Raw genomic sequence first — 15,082 nt, forward strand, 5'->3', positions numbered from 1 at the left:
GTTGCCCACGTGTTACTCACCCGTCCGCCGCTGACCTCTGAGGAGCAAGCTCCTCGTTGGTCCGCTCGACTTGCATGTATTAGGCACGCCGCCAGCGTTCGTCCTGAGCCAGGATCAAACTCTCCAAAAAATTGATTAGCACCGAATTTCGTTGTCAGCATCGTCGGTTCACATCCTCAAGTACATCTTGGTACTATCGGTGTTCCCCTTCCTTGCTTCCTCGAACTTCTTGCTACTGAATTTTTTGAGCATCGTTTGATTGCTCATTAAATGTAAAACTTAAAATTGATCAGGGTTCTTATAAAAAGACCCGTTTCACGCTTGGCTTTTGTTCAGTTTTCAAAGAGCTAAGTTGTTTGCTTCGTATTGAGAATCAATTAGTAGATAGAAACTCTATTCGAAGGAGTTGTTAATGGTGGGCCTAAGTGGACTCGAACCACCGACCTCACGCTTATCAGGCGTGCGCTCTAACCAGCTGAGCTATAGGCCCATTGAAAGAATGGAGCGGGTGATGAGAATCGAACTCACGACCAGAGCTTGGAAGGCTCTTGTTTTACCACTAAACTACACCCGCAAATGTGATGGTCGGGAAGACAGGATTTGAACCTGCGACCCCCTGGTCCCAAACCAGGTGCTCTACCAAGCTGAGCCACTTCCCGTTTTTATGGCGCGCCCGAGAGGAGTCGAACCCCTAACCTTCTGATCCGTAGTCAGACGCTCTATCCAATTGAGCTACGGGCGCATAAATGAATATATGGAGTTGAATTTTTGGTGCGGTCGAGAGGACTCGAACCTCCACGGGTATACACCCACTAGCCCCTCAAGCTAGCGCGTCTGCCATTCCGCCACGACCGCTAAATTGTTGATTTTCAAAACTAGTGATGCACCTTCAAATGTAGACGTTGCACCAATTATAAGTATGGTGCGGGTGGAGGGACTTGAACCCCCACGTCGCAAGGACACTAGATCCTAAGTCTAGCGCGTCTGCCAATTCCGCCACACCCGCAAAAAAGTGGTGAGCCATGAAGGACTCGAACCTTCGACCCTCTGATTAAAAGTCAGATGCTCTACCAACTGAGCTAATGGCTCATTATGGCTGGGCTAGCTGGATTCGAACCAACGCATGACGGAGTCAAAGTCCGTTGCCTTACCGCTTGGCTATAGCCCATCGCATAACAATACATTTTCAAGTTTATAAATGGCGGACCCGACCGGATTCGAACCGGCGATCTCCTGCGTGACAGGCAGGCATGTTAACCCCTACACCACGGGTCCATTCAGTTGAATGATTTGTTGTGAAACTTACATTCATCAATCAAATTATGTTAAAAATAAAATGGTGACCCCTACGGGATTCGAACCCGTGTTACCGCCGTGAAAGGGCGGTGTCTTAACCACTTGACCAAGGGGCCGAGCTTCTTAAAGTTTTAAATTGAACTTGAATGGCGGAGAAGGAGGGATTTGAACCCTCGCGCCGCTCACACGACCTACACCCTTAGCAGGGGCGCCCCTTCAGCCACTTGGGTACTTCTCCGTATGGCTCCACAGGCAGGACTCGAACCTGCGACCGATCGGTTAACAGCCGATAGCTCTACCACTGAGCTACTGTGGAATAATGTGTGTTTCGTTTTTTAGCGACAATAAATATTGTACAACACACGGACGATGAAGTCAATAACTTTTTTACGTAAAAGTAATTGTTATTTTGCGCTTTTCAGTATAAGTACACTTTGGCTCAGCCTTCACTTTGCCAAGTTTTCTTTACGTGACTTTGTCGTATTTTAAGAGCTTGCCTCTATAGCGACTTAATTAAAGTAACATAATCATTTTTGTTAGTCAATACTATTTTAGATTTAACTTTCCGTTGCATTTTCCGCATACGAACTTGCGTGTATCAACTCTTCGTTTACGGGGATATTGCTGGCCGCATTTTCCACACTGATACATGTATTTGATCGGTTCCCGTTTTCGCTCACCAGGAATGACCTGGCAATATCGGCTGCCTCCGACTTGTTTTAATAACTCTTTGAAATCTCGATCACGGTGCCGATAACCTTTTTTCAATAAATGGAGGTGGTAATGGCAAAGTTCATGCTTGATGATGCCGATGAATTCGTCGAGTCCATGAATATCAAGCTGCTTTCTGTTGAATTCGAGATCATGGCTCTTCAAGAGATAACGGCCGCCGGTCGTCTTGAGTCGATTATTGAACCTCGCTTCATGCTTGAAGGGTCGATTGAAAAATTCATTTGATATGTTTTCCACTAATTGCTGCAATTCGTTTGTGTCCATTTGTTTCAATCCTTTTCGTTGCTATCTCTATTTTGCCAAAGGTTCTTCAAAATGAAAAGTAAACAGTATGACACGAACAAAGGCAAGCCTTCTCACATAGACTAATAACCACCATTAAGGAAATTTGGGGAGGGGCTCATCGTGCCTTACTGGTTTAAAAAGCAGTTGAGGAATGCGTACTTCAACAAAGACCGTTATCAAATCAAATTATTGAACCAATGTTGGTTTTTTTACAGAAAAAAACACTGCTCTTAACAAGCAGTGCTTTTTGTGTATTCCTTAATTGGTTACCATCGTCAAGGCGATCCGTTGTTTATCCAGATTCACCTGTTCTACCCAAACTTTGACGACTTGCCCCACATGAACGACATCCATCGGGTGCTTTACATAGTTTTTACTAAGCTTAGATATATGGACCAGGCCGTCTTGTTTGACTCCTACGTCAACAAATGCCCCGAAGTCCACGACGTTGCGGACAGTCCCTTCAAGTTCCATTCCTTCTTTCAGGTCTTCCATTTTCAAGACGTCTGTCTTTAATAAAGGCTTAGTCACTTCATCACGAGGGTCTCTTGACGGCTTCACTAGTGCATCGACGATATCCTTCAATGTTAGTTCCCCAATATCTAATTTCTCTGCGTACTCTTTTAGATCAACCGACTGGAGCTTTTTCTTAATTTCATCAGTACCGATTTCTTGTTCGGTCACATCCAATAAGCTTAAAAGCTTCCGGGTATCATCATACGTTTCCGGGTGGATCGGAGTTTGGTCCAGTGGAGTCTTCCCTTCAATGATCCTTAAGAAACCGATACACTGTTCATACGTTTTAGCTCCTAGGCGAGGGATTTTTTTCAGTTGAGTTCTGCTTGTGAACTTTCCTTCTTCTTCTCTTTTTTGAACAATATTATTTGCAACAGCTTTCGATAGGCCGGCGACGTATTGCAACAAAGATGGAGAAGCAGTGTTTACGTTGACTCCAACCTGGTTGACCACTGTTTCCACGACGAATGTAAGAGATTCATTCAAACGCTTTTGTGAAACGTCATGCTGATACTGCCCTACCCCGATCGACTTTGGATCGATTTTTACGAGTTCAGACAATGGATCCTGCAATCTTCTTGCGATTGATACTGCACTGCGTTCCTCGACCTTCAAATCAGGGAATTCTTGACGAGCGATGTCTGAAGCAGAGTAGACGCTTGCTCCAGCTTCATTAACGATCAGGTATGCCAATGGACGCTCTATCTCTTTGATCAGGTCCGCGACGAATTGTTCCGTTTCCCTAGATCCTGTTCCGTTTCCAATCGCAACAATTTCAACATCATGACGTTCGATCATCTTTTTCAAAATCGCTTTCGATTTTTCGATATCGGAGCGCGGTGGAGTGGGATACATGACATCAATCGCTAATGTTTTACCGGTTTCATCGACCACAGCCAGTTTACAACCCGTCCGATACCCTGGATCGACGCCTAACGCTACCTTACCTTTCAATGGAGGCTGTAATAAAAGATGTCTGATGTTTTCTGAAAAAATACGAATCGCCTGTTCGTCTGCAATTTCCGTCAATTCGTTTCGTATATCACGCTCGATTGAAGGAGCAATCAACCGCTTGTAGCTGTCTGCTATTGAACGTTCGATGTATTCAGCTGATGAAGATCCTCCCTTTACATACTTATTGTTCAGTTTTCTTAAAATTTTATCGAAAGATGCTGCAATAGACACCTTCAAGACGTCTTCTTTTTCCCCGCGATTTACGGCTAACGTTCGGTGAGGAACGATTTTCTTCACAGGCTCCTGATAGTCATAATACATTTCATAGGTCTTGTCTTCAGGTTCCTGTTTTCCTTTCAGCTTTGTTTCCACCATACCTTCCTGAAAAGTGAGCGAACGGATCCATGCACGGTTATCCGAATCATCGGATACTCTTTCAGCAATAATGTCTTCCGCACCTTGAATAGCTTCTTCTGCACCTAGGACACCTTTTTCTTCTGAGACGAAACGTTGAGCTTCTACCTCTATATCCACACCACTTTTTTGATCAAGAATCAGTTCTGCTAGTGGTTCCAGCCCTTTTTCTTTTGCTGTTGTAGCACGCGTGCGCTTCTTTTGTTTATATGGGCGGTACAGATCTTCAACCTGTTGAAGTTTGGTGGCTTTATGTATTTCGGATTTCAATTCATCGGTCAATTTGTCTTGTTCTTCAATTAATCGGAGCACTTCTTCTTTTCGCTTTTCGAGATTCCGTTTATACTCCCAGCTTTCCGAGACATTGCGGATCTGTACTTCATCTGCTGCGCCCGTCAATTCTTTCCGGTATCTTGCGATGAATGGGACCGTATTTCCCTCTTCAAGAAGTTCGATGATATTTTTAATATACTTTTGAGATAATTGGGTTTCTTTTGATACTTGCAAAATAAGTTCTTTGTTCGTCTCCAAACTTGCTCCTCCTTGTAAAACTGATATACGTACAAGTTTACCAAATAAGAGGCACCTTTGTAATCTAGGCCCTCTTCTTAGAAAGGTTCATCCTCCACTAATGAGTGACTTTCGCAAAATTAACGATATAGCTACACAAAAAAGAGCTCTCCCTTATTCGAGAAAACTCTTTTAAGTGACTTTCCCTATTACGAATGTCATATCATCAGCTACTGCACTGCATTTTTGGCGTAAATAACTGGCTGCCACTCTTGGATTTCTTGACCTCATTACATTCCTTTTATCTGGCGAGGATAGTTCAACCCCATCAGAATAGGCGATGAACATGGATTCTGCTTGATATTGGATTTCTCTCACATCAAACTTCACGGGTTTACCTGAAAGGAAACCAGATTTCGGAATCGCATGAATCATTTTTCCTGAGGGCAAGCCGATAATGAGGCGGATATTGCCTACACCGCAATATTCAAGCAAGTTCTTCTGAAAATGAACTTTGAAAATCGTCAATACTGCTCCTCGTGTATATTGAAGAGATTGATTGCAAAGCTTCATCAACGTATGGACATCTTTGTCATGATGCTCTTCAACGACTTGAACAGTTTTAGTGGAAGCCTCATGTGCCCCCTGGCCGCTTCCTAAACCGTCCGCAACAACGCAGATAAAGTAATCATCGGTTTCTTTTGCAAAATAGCTGTCACCGTTACATTGTCCTTCCACTTTGGAACGTTGGAAGGTACTCCAGTCTACATGGTGGTGGACATAATTCTCAATCATGATTCAGTGCCTCCGAAGGATCGACACGTATAGCATCCTTCAACTTTTCAAGTGCTCTGCGCTGTAATCTCGATACATGCATCTGTGAAATATTCAAGCGGTTACCTGTTTCTTTTTGACTTAAATTTTCAAAGTAAGTGCATTGTAATATCTGTTGTTCTCGATCTGACAATACATGAAAAGCCTTTTGCAATAGCATACGCTGATCGGTTTGTTCATAACCGCTTTCGGTACTTCCTACAAGATCTAGGAGAGTTACCGTACTTCCTTCCTGGTCAGCTTCAATCGAGCTATCGACTGAAAGGGCTTGATAACTCTTGCCCATTTCCATCGTTTCCAGGATTTCTTCTTCTGAAGAGTCTAGATATTCTGCAATCTCTTCGACTCTTGGTGAGCGCTGAAGTTCATTGGTTAGCTCTTCAACCGCTCGTTTGATTCGCGGACTAAGTTCCTTGATCCTTCTCGGGACATGGACACTCCACGTTTTATCACGGATGAAACGCTTGATTTCACCAATGATCGTCGGAACCGCGAATGACTCGAAACTTCTTCCGAATTCAGGGTCATAACGTCGAAAAGCAGCCAGTAGACCAATCATGCCTACCTGAACTAAGTCATCGTGGATGCTTTTCCCTTTTGAAAATTTCCGTGCAAGCGAATGGACCAGGTCCTGATAATGTTCGACGAGTGTCGTTTGAATTTCTTGGTTTTCAGGGTCTTCTCGCAGTTGTTCTAATAACTCATAGACGAAGTCCTTATTGTGACGGGGCTGACTTGTATTGGTCGACACTTTCATCCACCCCATCTCTGTTTAGGTATTTCGTCATCATGACTACCACTCCTGCTTCATCGCTAATATCAACTTTATCCATTAGCGTTTCAATCAAGAAAAGACCCAACCCTCCTTCATTAATTTGTTCAACAGGTTTACCGTTGACTGGACCGGTACTTAGTTTTGCCGCTTTTACATCAAAACTTTTCCCTTTATCCATAACAGTAATTTCGAGTTTATCATCAAACATGCCGTAAGAAAGGCGGATTTCACCTTCATCCTTTGTGCCGTATGCATGATTCACTGAATTTGTAATTGCTTCAGAAACCGCGATTTTAATGTCTTCGATTTCGTCAAATGTATAACCCATTCTACTCGCTATGCCAGAAACCGTCAGTCTTGCTACACCAACATAATCGGGCTTGGCTGGAATCACCATTTCGATAACGTCACTCATCGCGCCTCCTCCTCCTGGTCATTCTCGATGTTCATCACTTCTGTAAGACCTGTGATTTCAAATAATCTTTCAACACGGTCGGTCATACCAGTGAGTGTCAGAGTACTCCCATATTGTTGTGAGGATTTTAGTGCGCCTACGAAAACACCGAGCCCCGTACTGTCCATATATTGCACTCCGCTAAGATCGACAACGACTTGCTGGTCTGGCTTTTGCGTAGCTTCCAACAATGTCTCCTTCAGTTTAGGTGCAGTATAAGCATCTACCTCACCCATTAATACTAATTCATCTATATGAGTATTTGTTTCTTTCTTCTTGATTTGCAAATTCATGTTCGACTTCCCCCTTGTGGTATAGGAATGCATTACTTTATCAATACCACAACTTAACTAATGCTAAACCGTTCTTTTTAAAATAATTAAGGTAAAATCATCCCTTAATTCAAATTCCTGTAATTGTTCAAGTTCAGCATAGACATTATCTACGATCTCTTGTGGTGATAAATGCATGTGGGAACGAATCAACGAAACCACTTCATCTCTGGAAATAAAACCACTGCTGGTCCGACACTCTGTTACACCGTCCGAAAGCATGATGATCATATCACCAGCTTTGATTTCCTTTTCATATTGTTTGTATTTTGTACTTCGTGAGATACCTAGTACGAGCCCTTTTGCAGTGAATTCTTCGAAATCATCTGTTAGTGCATTATAATAAAACCCCGGTTCGTGACCGGCACCCGCATAAAAAAAGCGATGGAGGTCTGTATTATAATGACCATAAAACATCGTAATAAACATTGTGGGATCAACGTTCTGTTCCACAACACGATTTAAGTTTTCAAGTACGATACTTGGGTGGTTCTGTTGTTCCGGCAAACTGTCCATCGCATATTTAATCATCGACATACAAAGGGCAGCGGGAACTCCCTTTCCAATGACGTCTGCAACAGCCACGCTGATCGATTCTGGACTGTTTTGTACGAAGTGATAGTAATCTCCACTCATTTTCTTAGCCGCTTTACTGATTACACCTATATCAAGTCCATCCACCTTTGGGACTTCCCCTTGAAGAAGAGTCTGCTGCATGCTCGCGGCTACCTCTATTTCAGATTCAAGGGCTAATTGTTTATCACGGAGTATTTGATGCTCTCGGTAAGCCATGCCATATCCCATCATGACTTCTATCAAGAAATCAAATGAATCCTTCACTTCTTCGGGAATATCCCCGTTCAGAGATTCGAGCACAGTATAGTGAATATTGATCACTTCTTCAGGGGAGATGTTCTGTTCAATCATTTTCCGGCTGAATTGTTGTGCTTTATATAGGGCTTGTTCTGTTCTACCACTTAAATAAGCAGATAAAAACTGTTCATATCTTTCTACTAATAAACCTTTATCCCCCAACATTGCGATCCTCCTAGCGGAGCCATTTGGTAATATATATTTCTGTTCCTACATCTACTGTAGATTGGATTGCAAATTCATCCATCAGTCTCTTTACACCTGGCAGACCAGCTCCCAGTCCACCAGATGTTGTATAGCCATCTTCCATTACTTTACGTATATCCTCAATACCTGGACCGGTATCATTCGCAACAATCCGAAGACCCTTGCGGTTACCTTCTTCAATCGGCTCGATACAAATTTTTCCGTTCCCTGCATATAGATATATGTTTCTTGCTAATTCGGATATCGCTGTCGTAATTCTGGCTTGATCTACACTTGAAAAGCCTAGATCTTTCGCTAAGTCCCTACCTAATTGACGAGCGCTGACAATATCCCATTCGTTTCGTACATCTACACAGGATTGGACGGTCATACTCATCCCTCCAAATCCTGTTGTAATTTATCTAATCCTTGTTCTAAGTCTAGTGCTGTCGGTACGTTTCTCATATTGATGCCGAGGTCGATCAGTGTTATTGCTACAGGTGGTTGTATACCTGTCAATACCACTCTCGCCCCCATCAAATTAGACATTTTGACTACATCACCAAGTACTTTTGCAATGAAGGAATCGACCATATCGACCGATGTAAGGTCTATAACAATCCCCTTGGCTCCAGTATCATGGATTTTACTTAATAGGTCTTCCTGGAATTGCAAAGCGGTCTTATCATCAAGTTCAACCTGAATCGATATCAGTAAATACTCATGTAACTTGAGAATTGGCACTCTCATCCATAGCCCCCCTAGGATAACGATTCTATTTTTTTGTTCGTAAGTTCTAACGCAGCTTCAATGCCTTTAAGAAGAGTGCTTCTTGTAGGGAATTCACTTAAATCAATGCCAAGGTTAACGATGGTCTGTGCGATTTCCGGACGGATTCCGACGAGGATACATTTCGATCCAATCAACCGAACAGCTTCTGCTGCTTGGATGATATGATGTGCAACCATCGTATCTACTACTGGTACACCAGTTATATCGATCAATACCACTTCTGAGCGGTGCGTTATGACCCCATCCAAAAGGTTTTCCATGATCAGCTTCGCTCTTTCGGTATCAATCGTACCGATCAACGGCATAACACTAATGCTTTCAAACACAGGAATAAGAGGTGCTGACAACTCAAGCAAAGCTTTCTTCTGAACTGAAATTGTGTCCTTCCAGTTCTGTGTAGAGTACGTGACGATCTCTTCAAAAAGCTTGTCTATCGAACGATCGAAAAGTTCAAATGCATCCATTACATCATCTATATTTTCTTTTTCATTTACGATCGTTTTTAATCCAATTCGACGAAAAGCCTGTAGTCCCTTCGTCACATAACTCAATGGCCATCCAATTTGGACAGTTCTTTCAAAAAAGTCTTGAAGGTCTGAGCTTATTTCTTCTTGCCCTCCAATGACATGTGTCAATAGATTATCTATAAATTCCGTATTGGAGTTTTGGAATACTTCCTTTGTAACACTGGTTAATTCACGTTCATCTTCACGAAATTGCAGCATTTGTGACTGCCATTCCTCCTCTATAGATGAACGGTTCTGTTTCATAACCTCGTATATTGTCGAGTTCATCCATGTACCCTCCGTTCAGAAATTGGTCATAAAAATATTATTTCATTATTGGTGTAATCTTTCAATTCTTTTGAGCTTTCAGCCACAATTTTACATTTCCGCTCATATTTCTTCTTATAGGCTTTATTATGTTGAATTGTGCTTACCATTTCATCAATAAACTTTCGTCCGTATTTGTATTTTCTGTCAAATGTGCGTACTGATGCGGTTGGAGCGCTCTCAAAACTCCTTACGCTACTCCCCATTACTACGGAGTTACTATGAGACTCAACTTATTTAAGGTATACGATATGAAACTTCAAAATGATCAATACGAACCTTTAACAATCACTATAATATGTATAAAGAAAACTTGGCAAAGCCAAACCTTGGCGCAGGCTGAGCCTTAGTTGCGCTTATACTGAAGAAAGTATTTTAATACTTTCTTTAAGTGTAAAGAAAGCTGTCCCTCCGAGTCTGAAATCTAACCGTTTTTATAACACTTAGTAAAAAGATGACTTGTTAGTAGTGCATGACACTTTCGCTCGGGACAGCCCTAGATGTATGTTTCTTTGGCTCATAAATTTTTATTGTTGATTTCTCCGAAAATTACTCCCTTTCCGCGGGTAAACCAAAAGCGGAAGCGACACGATGAGTTACGTAGGTCACTAGAAAACTGACGAGGAGGCTCGTACCAAACAAAGCCTTGGTTCTGCGTGGGCTCACTCATAAGGATGTCAATCAATGTGTCAACCGCCGCAGGAAGTTTGAAGTGATTCAAGTGAATGGTCGCTGAGCTAGACATCACTTCCCTGCACTGATATTCCATCCTTTTGGCAGTTTTGCGCCGAGTAACCGCAGCCGCAGGACGTACTTGTACAGGATGTACTGACTTCGACGTTCACCATAGCACGTGGTGGTAATTAGTCGAAGTTCATCATTAAAGTGAAGATCCTTTAAAAGGTGCAGGGTCTCACCTGGCTCTCTTTTCCCGCAGGAGTGTCGCGAAATTTCACTTAAATACAAATTCGTTTAACAGAGTTTTCCCTTTAATAATTGCGCCTTATAAGCCTAAATGTAAAAAAAGCCGCTGGATAATCAGCAGCTTACTCTGTCATGAGTGCTAAAAATCAATGAGCCCCAGGCTGATCTGGAGTGCATCATCAACTTTTTTCATCATTTCATCGTCTAAATGTGTTATTTTGTCTGTCAGTCTTTGTTTATCTATTGTTCGGATTTGTTCTAATAATATGACAGAGTCTCGTTCGAACTTATATTTCTTAGCGCTGATTTCTACGTGAGTAGGAAGTTTAGCCTTTTGAATCTGGGCTGTAATGGCCGCGACGATTACTGTTGGACTAAACCGGTTACCGATATCATTTTGTATGATCAATACCGGCCGGATACCTCCTTGCTCCGACCCTACTACAGGAGAAAGATCTGCAAAGTAAACGTCGCCACGCTTCACTATCAAATCATTACACCCCGCTTACTAAGCGGTCCAAAGTTAGATCAGCTTCCTCCTCAGCAAGAAAGGCTTCTGATGCAATATTCAAATTGATCTTGGCCATTTCCTTATACCCTTGACGCATAGATTCGCGGATATGGCTGCTTTCCCGTTCTCGCAGATACATTTTGGTTGCCTGATGAATAAACTCGCTTCTGTTCAAGTTTTCGTCCATAATCGCTCCGTCCACCTCTTTTATCAGTTGCTCCGGTAAGCTTATGACAATTCTCTTTGTGTTCAAATCGGACACAAAAATCCACCTCCAGCTAACTGCTACGCTCACTCTGAAAATCCCCTATTAATAGTACCATCCAAAACGTAATTTTGCAAAGCAATCTCAGTATAACCCTTTCGCCAATTTCAGCCGAATTCCTTTAATAATTTACGAATTATTTAGAGTTTGATTCATTGTTTCAATGATTTTGTTGTTTTTTTTGTAAATTCTCGGCACTCGAGAAGAGATTGCGCAGGGTATTTCATAGTTGATCGTTCCATTTTGGCGTGCAACATCATCAATGGGTATCGAATTGGATCCTTGGTCTCCCAACAGCACGACTTCAGTACCTACATCAACTTTGTAAGGTAACCTCACCATAAGTTGATCCATGCAGATGCGGCCGACGATTTTCGCCTTATGACTATTAACGAGGACTGAACCTTTCTCCGCATATCGGCGCAACCACCCATCTGCATAGCCGATCGGCACTGTACCAATCCACTCTTCTTTCTCTGCCCGATAAGTCGCTCCGTAACTCAGGGTATCTCCAGGCTGGATTTTTTTAACGTGAGTCAATTTGCTGTGTAAAGAAAAAGCTTGTTTAAGAGGAAATGGCAGCACACTTTTAATCTCCTCTGAAGGGGATAGACCATATAGCGAAATACCAACCCGTACATAATGTTGTTTGTACTCAGGAAAACGGATGGCGCCAGCACTGTTACCGAAATGAATGACGTCCGGCCGGACACCTTCATCCTCCATAAGCGAGAGGTACCTGGAAAATCGATCCATTTGACGAGCGACTAGCTCTGAGTCTAGTTCATCAGCTGTTGCAAAATGTGAGAAAACACCTTCTAACTTCAAACTCGGATTTTGTTGAATTTTATTAATTATTAGCTTTGCCTTATTCTCATCATTTATACCTAAACGTCCCATACCAGTATCAAACTTGATATGAACCTTTAATTGAATATCGAAGTCTCCTAAGTTCTCTATCCATTCGGATTGGAAAACCGTTACGGAAACATCATAACGAGCAGCTATAGAAGCATATTCCGGATCGATCCACCCTAGAACATGTATCGGTATACCGATCCCCGCTTCTCTAAGCGCAATCGCTTCATCCAATAAGGCAACCCCTAAATGATCCACACCATTTTCAATCAGGTTCCTGGCGACTTGTACGGCACCATGGCCATATCCATTTGCCTTAACAATCGCCATCACTTTCGTTCCGCCTTTTAAATGGTTCTGTATATGAAGGTAGTTATCTATGATATGATCCAAATTGATTTCTGCCCAAGTAGGTCTGTAAAATTGCATGAAAACGACTCCTAGCTCAAACTATTTTCCTTCTATTGTACATAACCATTTCGTCACGGTAAATTTCTTTCTTACTATTTTCGTTCTATTGTGTGCCTGGCACCGATTCAGAAACCTACAGCGCCAGGCTATTCTAATCTGTGCCAGGCACCATTTGAGAACCGTTGGGGCTGCTGGGTTTGATTTTGGTGCCAGGCACCGGGTACTTCAACAAAAAACAGGCTAAAAAGAATATCGGTTCTATTCTTCCAGCCTGTCAATCCATCATTTTCCTTGCGCCATCACCATTGATGATGCGATTGATGCCATATCTTCTTCTGTCAGATCATTTGAGGCAAGGTAATAATCAACTCCGTCGACTGACCAACTGAGTGTGGTGCCATTCAACACACCCACCGCAAAGCCTAGATCAACAAGGTCGCCATCGTTCATGGTCAACATCTTCGTAGCAGGCGCGACAGTCGCCTGTCTTTGGATAATGGTGAAAGATTTGTCTCCAGCGTAAGTGAGGATCACTTCATCACCGCTGCTGTTCGCCACCTGGTTCAGTAAAGTCGTTCCTTCAGGGACAAACTCTGGAAAGACCGGTGTGAATTCCCGCTCCCCAGTTGCCATTGTCGGAACTTCAAGCTTAGCACTTTCCATGTTGCGCTCCATATCGAATGCCCCAGGATCAAATTTCGAGTTCAACTTCGTATTCTTGAACTTCACATCTACCAGGACTTTCATATCTTTATCCATCACTTTCACTTTATTCGGAAGCAGATTGGATTTATCCAGCGTTATTTCTTGCTGATACAGATTTTTATTCTGATAATTCGTCTTTGTATTGAAGACATATCCCTTTTCTCCAGTCTTGAAATTACGATCCTCATCCATAAGGATATCGCTGATCAGAGACTCCATCAAATACACTTGACTGCTGTTTTCCGGCCAATCACTTTGGAAGCGGAAACTCTTATTAAGCGCTGGTGTCAGTACGAATACACCTTCACTGTTCCTCAGGATCATCTGACTTTGATCTTTCTCAGCATTCTTCAAGCTGACCCGGTAAAAGCTCGGCTTTTTATGCCAGATCTCAATCTCGTACGTAAGTGGATTTTCCCCTGTCTGAAGGGTCATCGTAGCCTCAGATTTATAACCCGACATCTTATCCATCGTTTTTTCTAAATCTGACAATACATCTTTCTGGCTTTTGGACCCACAAGCCGCAAGCGCAGTAACCAGGAGTGCAATCATAAGAAGCGAGAGTATTCTTTTCAAATTTTTCATCTCCTTTGCCTCATATAGATGACAAAAGAGGGACCTCACATATGACATCCAGAATGATCTTTGTTGCTCCGCCACGGGGATACACAAATACCCTGAATGTTAGAATAGTACGAATTGAGGTAAAAAATTCCGGCATGGTGAATGCAAGCAGTTTTCTTGAATCTACACCCCCTTGTTAAAAACCTTTGGCGGCTGCACTCACTTGACCATCTGGCCATATGTTTCAGCGTTCCCTCCTAACCGTACTACAAATATATGAGACAACTTCTAGCAATATGCAGACTAGCTTGACGAGCTTTCAAGGATTACTTGTGCAACTGCGTATTCTTTACTATGGGAAATCGAAACATGGGCGTTCCAATCCGTTTTTTCATCCTCGATGACCGGTTTTCCCGCTTCATTAGCCAGGATCTGTACATCCTTCCAGCTCAATTGCCCTCCGATACCTGTACCTGTAGCTTTTGCATAGGCTTCTTTAGCAGCAAACCTTCCCGCAAGAAATTCAATACTCTTACGTTGTTCCAACGAACGGAAGCAGATCAATTCCGCCTCAGTCAAAATCCGTTCAGCAAACTTCGCTTGCCGTTCACTGGTACGCTTGATACGTTGGATTTCTACGATATCTATTCCAATTCCAATAATCATCTATATACCCCTCTTATATTCAAAACTTGGAACCATTCATTCAGACTCTGATTAACTAATATGATAAACTGTATAGGTAATGATTTCAGAATATAGATTACATCCTTTAAATAATTGAAGAAAGTGTCTTGTTTCTTTAATGTAGGCTTTGTTAAAGTACTTTGTTGATCTCAAAAGAAATTTGCGACACTCCTGCGGTGGTCGACACATTGAATTGACATCCCTATGAGTGAGCCCACGCGGAACCAAGTCTTTGTTTGGTTCGAGCCTCCTCGTCAGTTTTCCAGAACCTAGGTGACTCATCGGGTCGCTTCCGCTTTTCGTTCGCCCGCGGAAAGGGAGTGAATTTCGCAACAATCAACAATAAAGCATAACAAAGCCAAAGGTAAAAT

16 protein-coding genes, 12 tRNA genes and 1 rRNA gene are annotated in these 15,082 nt (G+C 42.5%); 1 reads left to right on the top strand and 28 read right to left on the bottom strand.

Translation table 11 applies throughout. The features are described 5' to 3' along the window. From KOL94_RS22945 to KOL94_RS23010, 14 genes are all read right to left on the bottom strand, one after another. Window positions 1-130 (bottom strand): 16S ribosomal RNA (locus KOL94_RS22945); the annotation flags it as partial. Window positions 131-413: 283 nt separating this feature from the next. After that, a tRNA-Ile gene (locus KOL94_RS22950) sits at window positions 414-490 on the bottom strand. Between the two features lie 10 nt (window positions 491-500). Continuing rightward, window positions 501-574, bottom strand: a tRNA-Gly gene (locus KOL94_RS22955). 8 nt (window positions 575-582) lie between these two features. Beyond that, a tRNA-Pro gene (locus tag KOL94_RS22960) sits at window positions 583-659 on the bottom strand. A 6-nt stretch (window positions 660-665) separates the two neighbouring features. Beyond that, a tRNA-Arg gene (locus KOL94_RS22965) sits at window positions 666-742 on the bottom strand. A gap of 27 nt (window positions 743-769) precedes the next feature. Next, a tRNA-Leu gene (locus KOL94_RS22970) sits at window positions 770-855 on the bottom strand. A gap of 65 nt (window positions 856-920) precedes the next feature. After that, window positions 921-1,006 (bottom strand) — tRNA-Leu (locus tag KOL94_RS22975). Window positions 1,007-1,013: 7 nt separating this feature from the next. After that, window positions 1,014-1,089, bottom strand: a tRNA-Lys gene (locus tag KOL94_RS22980). Window positions 1,090-1,093: 4 nt separating this feature from the next. Continuing rightward, a tRNA-Gln gene (locus KOL94_RS22985) sits at window positions 1,094-1,168 on the bottom strand. Between the two features lie 31 nt (window positions 1,169-1,199). Beyond that, a tRNA-Asp gene (locus tag KOL94_RS22990) sits at window positions 1,200-1,275 on the bottom strand. Between the two features lie 62 nt (window positions 1,276-1,337). Continuing rightward, window positions 1,338-1,412, bottom strand: a tRNA-Glu gene (locus KOL94_RS22995). A 31-nt stretch (window positions 1,413-1,443) separates the two neighbouring features. After that, window positions 1,444-1,534 (bottom strand) — tRNA-Ser (locus KOL94_RS23000). A gap of 3 nt (window positions 1,535-1,537) precedes the next feature. After that, window positions 1,538-1,612 (bottom strand) — tRNA-Asn (locus KOL94_RS23005). 230 nt (window positions 1,613-1,842) lie between these two features. Further along, window positions 1,843-2,292 carry a SprT family protein gene (locus KOL94_RS23010; protein WP_221569008.1) on the bottom strand — a complete coding sequence of 150 codons (450 nt, stop codon included), beginning with the start codon at window positions 2,290-2,292 and terminating at the stop codon, window positions 1,843-1,845. A 141-nt stretch (window positions 2,293-2,433) separates the two neighbouring features. Here KOL94_RS23010 and cmpA point away from each other — a divergent pair, with 141 nt between their 5' ends. Next, window positions 2,434-2,547, top strand: coding sequence for a cortex morphogenetic protein CmpA (gene cmpA, locus KOL94_RS23015; protein WP_221569009.1), 114 nt, complete (start codon window positions 2,434-2,436; stop codon window positions 2,545-2,547). A gap of 24 nt (window positions 2,548-2,571) precedes the next feature. Here cmpA and KOL94_RS23020 read toward each other — a convergent pair whose 3' ends face one another. The 14 genes from KOL94_RS23020 to acpS form a co-directional block, all read right to left on the bottom strand. Continuing rightward, complete coding sequence (locus tag KOL94_RS23020; RefSeq protein ID WP_221569010.1) at window positions 2,572-4,728, bottom strand: Tex family protein; 2,157 nt, start codon at window positions 4,726-4,728, stop codon at window positions 2,572-2,574. Window positions 4,729-4,899: 171 nt separating this feature from the next. Then, the gene (locus tag KOL94_RS23025; protein ID WP_221569011.1) at window positions 4,900-5,502 is read right to left on the bottom strand and encodes a PP2C family serine/threonine-protein phosphatase; all 603 of its coding nucleotides are present in this window, start codon (window positions 5,500-5,502) and stop codon (window positions 4,900-4,902) included. After that, window positions 5,495-6,292, bottom strand: coding sequence for an RNA polymerase sigma factor SigB (gene sigB, locus KOL94_RS23030; RefSeq protein WP_311775221.1), 798 nt, complete (start codon window positions 6,290-6,292; stop codon window positions 5,495-5,497). The genes KOL94_RS23025 and sigB overlap by 8 nt, the downstream gene beginning before the upstream one ends. Beyond that, a complete protein-coding gene (gene rsbW / locus KOL94_RS23035; RefSeq protein ID WP_221569012.1) occupies window positions 6,258-6,731 on the bottom strand; it encodes an anti-sigma B factor RsbW in 474 nt (157 codons plus the stop codon). Before rsbW ends, sigB begins: the two co-directional genes overlap by 35 nt. Further along, window positions 6,728-7,063 (bottom strand): STAS domain-containing protein, encoded by a 336-nt coding sequence (locus KOL94_RS23040; protein WP_221569013.1) that lies wholly within the window; start codon window positions 7,061-7,063, stop codon window positions 6,728-6,730. The genes rsbW and KOL94_RS23040 overlap by 4 nt, the downstream gene beginning before the upstream one ends. A gap of 63 nt (window positions 7,064-7,126) precedes the next feature. Next, window positions 7,127-8,137: a PP2C family protein-serine/threonine phosphatase gene (locus tag KOL94_RS23045; RefSeq protein ID WP_221569080.1), complete on the bottom strand. Its 1,011-nt coding sequence runs from the start codon at window positions 8,135-8,137 to the stop codon at window positions 7,127-7,129. A gap of 13 nt (window positions 8,138-8,150) precedes the next feature. Next, window positions 8,151-8,552, bottom strand: a complete 402-nt coding sequence (locus tag KOL94_RS23050) for an anti-sigma regulatory factor (protein WP_221569014.1) — start codon at window positions 8,550-8,552, stop codon at window positions 8,151-8,153. Window positions 8,553-8,554: 2 nt separating this feature from the next. Continuing rightward, window positions 8,555-8,911 carry an STAS domain-containing protein gene (locus tag KOL94_RS23055; protein ID WP_221569015.1) on the bottom strand — a complete coding sequence of 119 codons (357 nt, stop codon included), beginning with the start codon at window positions 8,909-8,911 and terminating at the stop codon, window positions 8,555-8,557. A gap of 11 nt (window positions 8,912-8,922) precedes the next feature. Next, window positions 8,923-9,747, bottom strand: a complete 825-nt coding sequence (locus tag KOL94_RS23060; RefSeq protein WP_221569016.1) for an STAS domain-containing protein — start codon at window positions 9,745-9,747, stop codon at window positions 8,923-8,925. Between the two features lie 1,102 nt (window positions 9,748-10,849). Further along, a complete protein-coding gene (locus tag KOL94_RS23065) occupies window positions 10,850-11,200 on the bottom strand; it encodes a type II toxin-antitoxin system PemK/MazF family toxin (RefSeq protein ID WP_221569017.1) in 351 nt (116 codons plus the stop codon). A 4-nt stretch (window positions 11,201-11,204) separates the two neighbouring features. Then, complete coding sequence (locus KOL94_RS23070; RefSeq protein ID WP_221569018.1) at window positions 11,205-11,483, bottom strand: CopG family ribbon-helix-helix protein; 279 nt, start codon at window positions 11,481-11,483, stop codon at window positions 11,205-11,207. Between the two features lie 132 nt (window positions 11,484-11,615). Further along, window positions 11,616-12,773, bottom strand: a complete 1,158-nt coding sequence (gene alr, locus KOL94_RS23075) for an alanine racemase (RefSeq protein ID WP_221569019.1) — start codon at window positions 12,771-12,773, stop codon at window positions 11,616-11,618. Between the two features lie 264 nt (window positions 12,774-13,037). After that, window positions 13,038-14,036, bottom strand: a complete 999-nt coding sequence (locus tag KOL94_RS23080) for a LolA family protein (RefSeq protein ID WP_260412622.1) — start codon at window positions 14,034-14,036, stop codon at window positions 13,038-13,040. Window positions 14,037-14,327: 291 nt separating this feature from the next. Further along, entirely contained in the window at window positions 14,328-14,690 is a 363-nt protein-coding gene (gene acpS / locus KOL94_RS23085; protein ID WP_221569021.1) for a holo-ACP synthase, read from the bottom strand. Window positions 14,691-15,082 lie beyond the last annotated feature (392 nt).

It is taken from the genome of Alkalihalobacillus sp. TS-13 (assembly GCF_019720915.1).
Taxonomy (GTDB): Bacteria; Bacillota; Bacilli; order Bacillales; family Fictibacillaceae; genus Pseudalkalibacillus.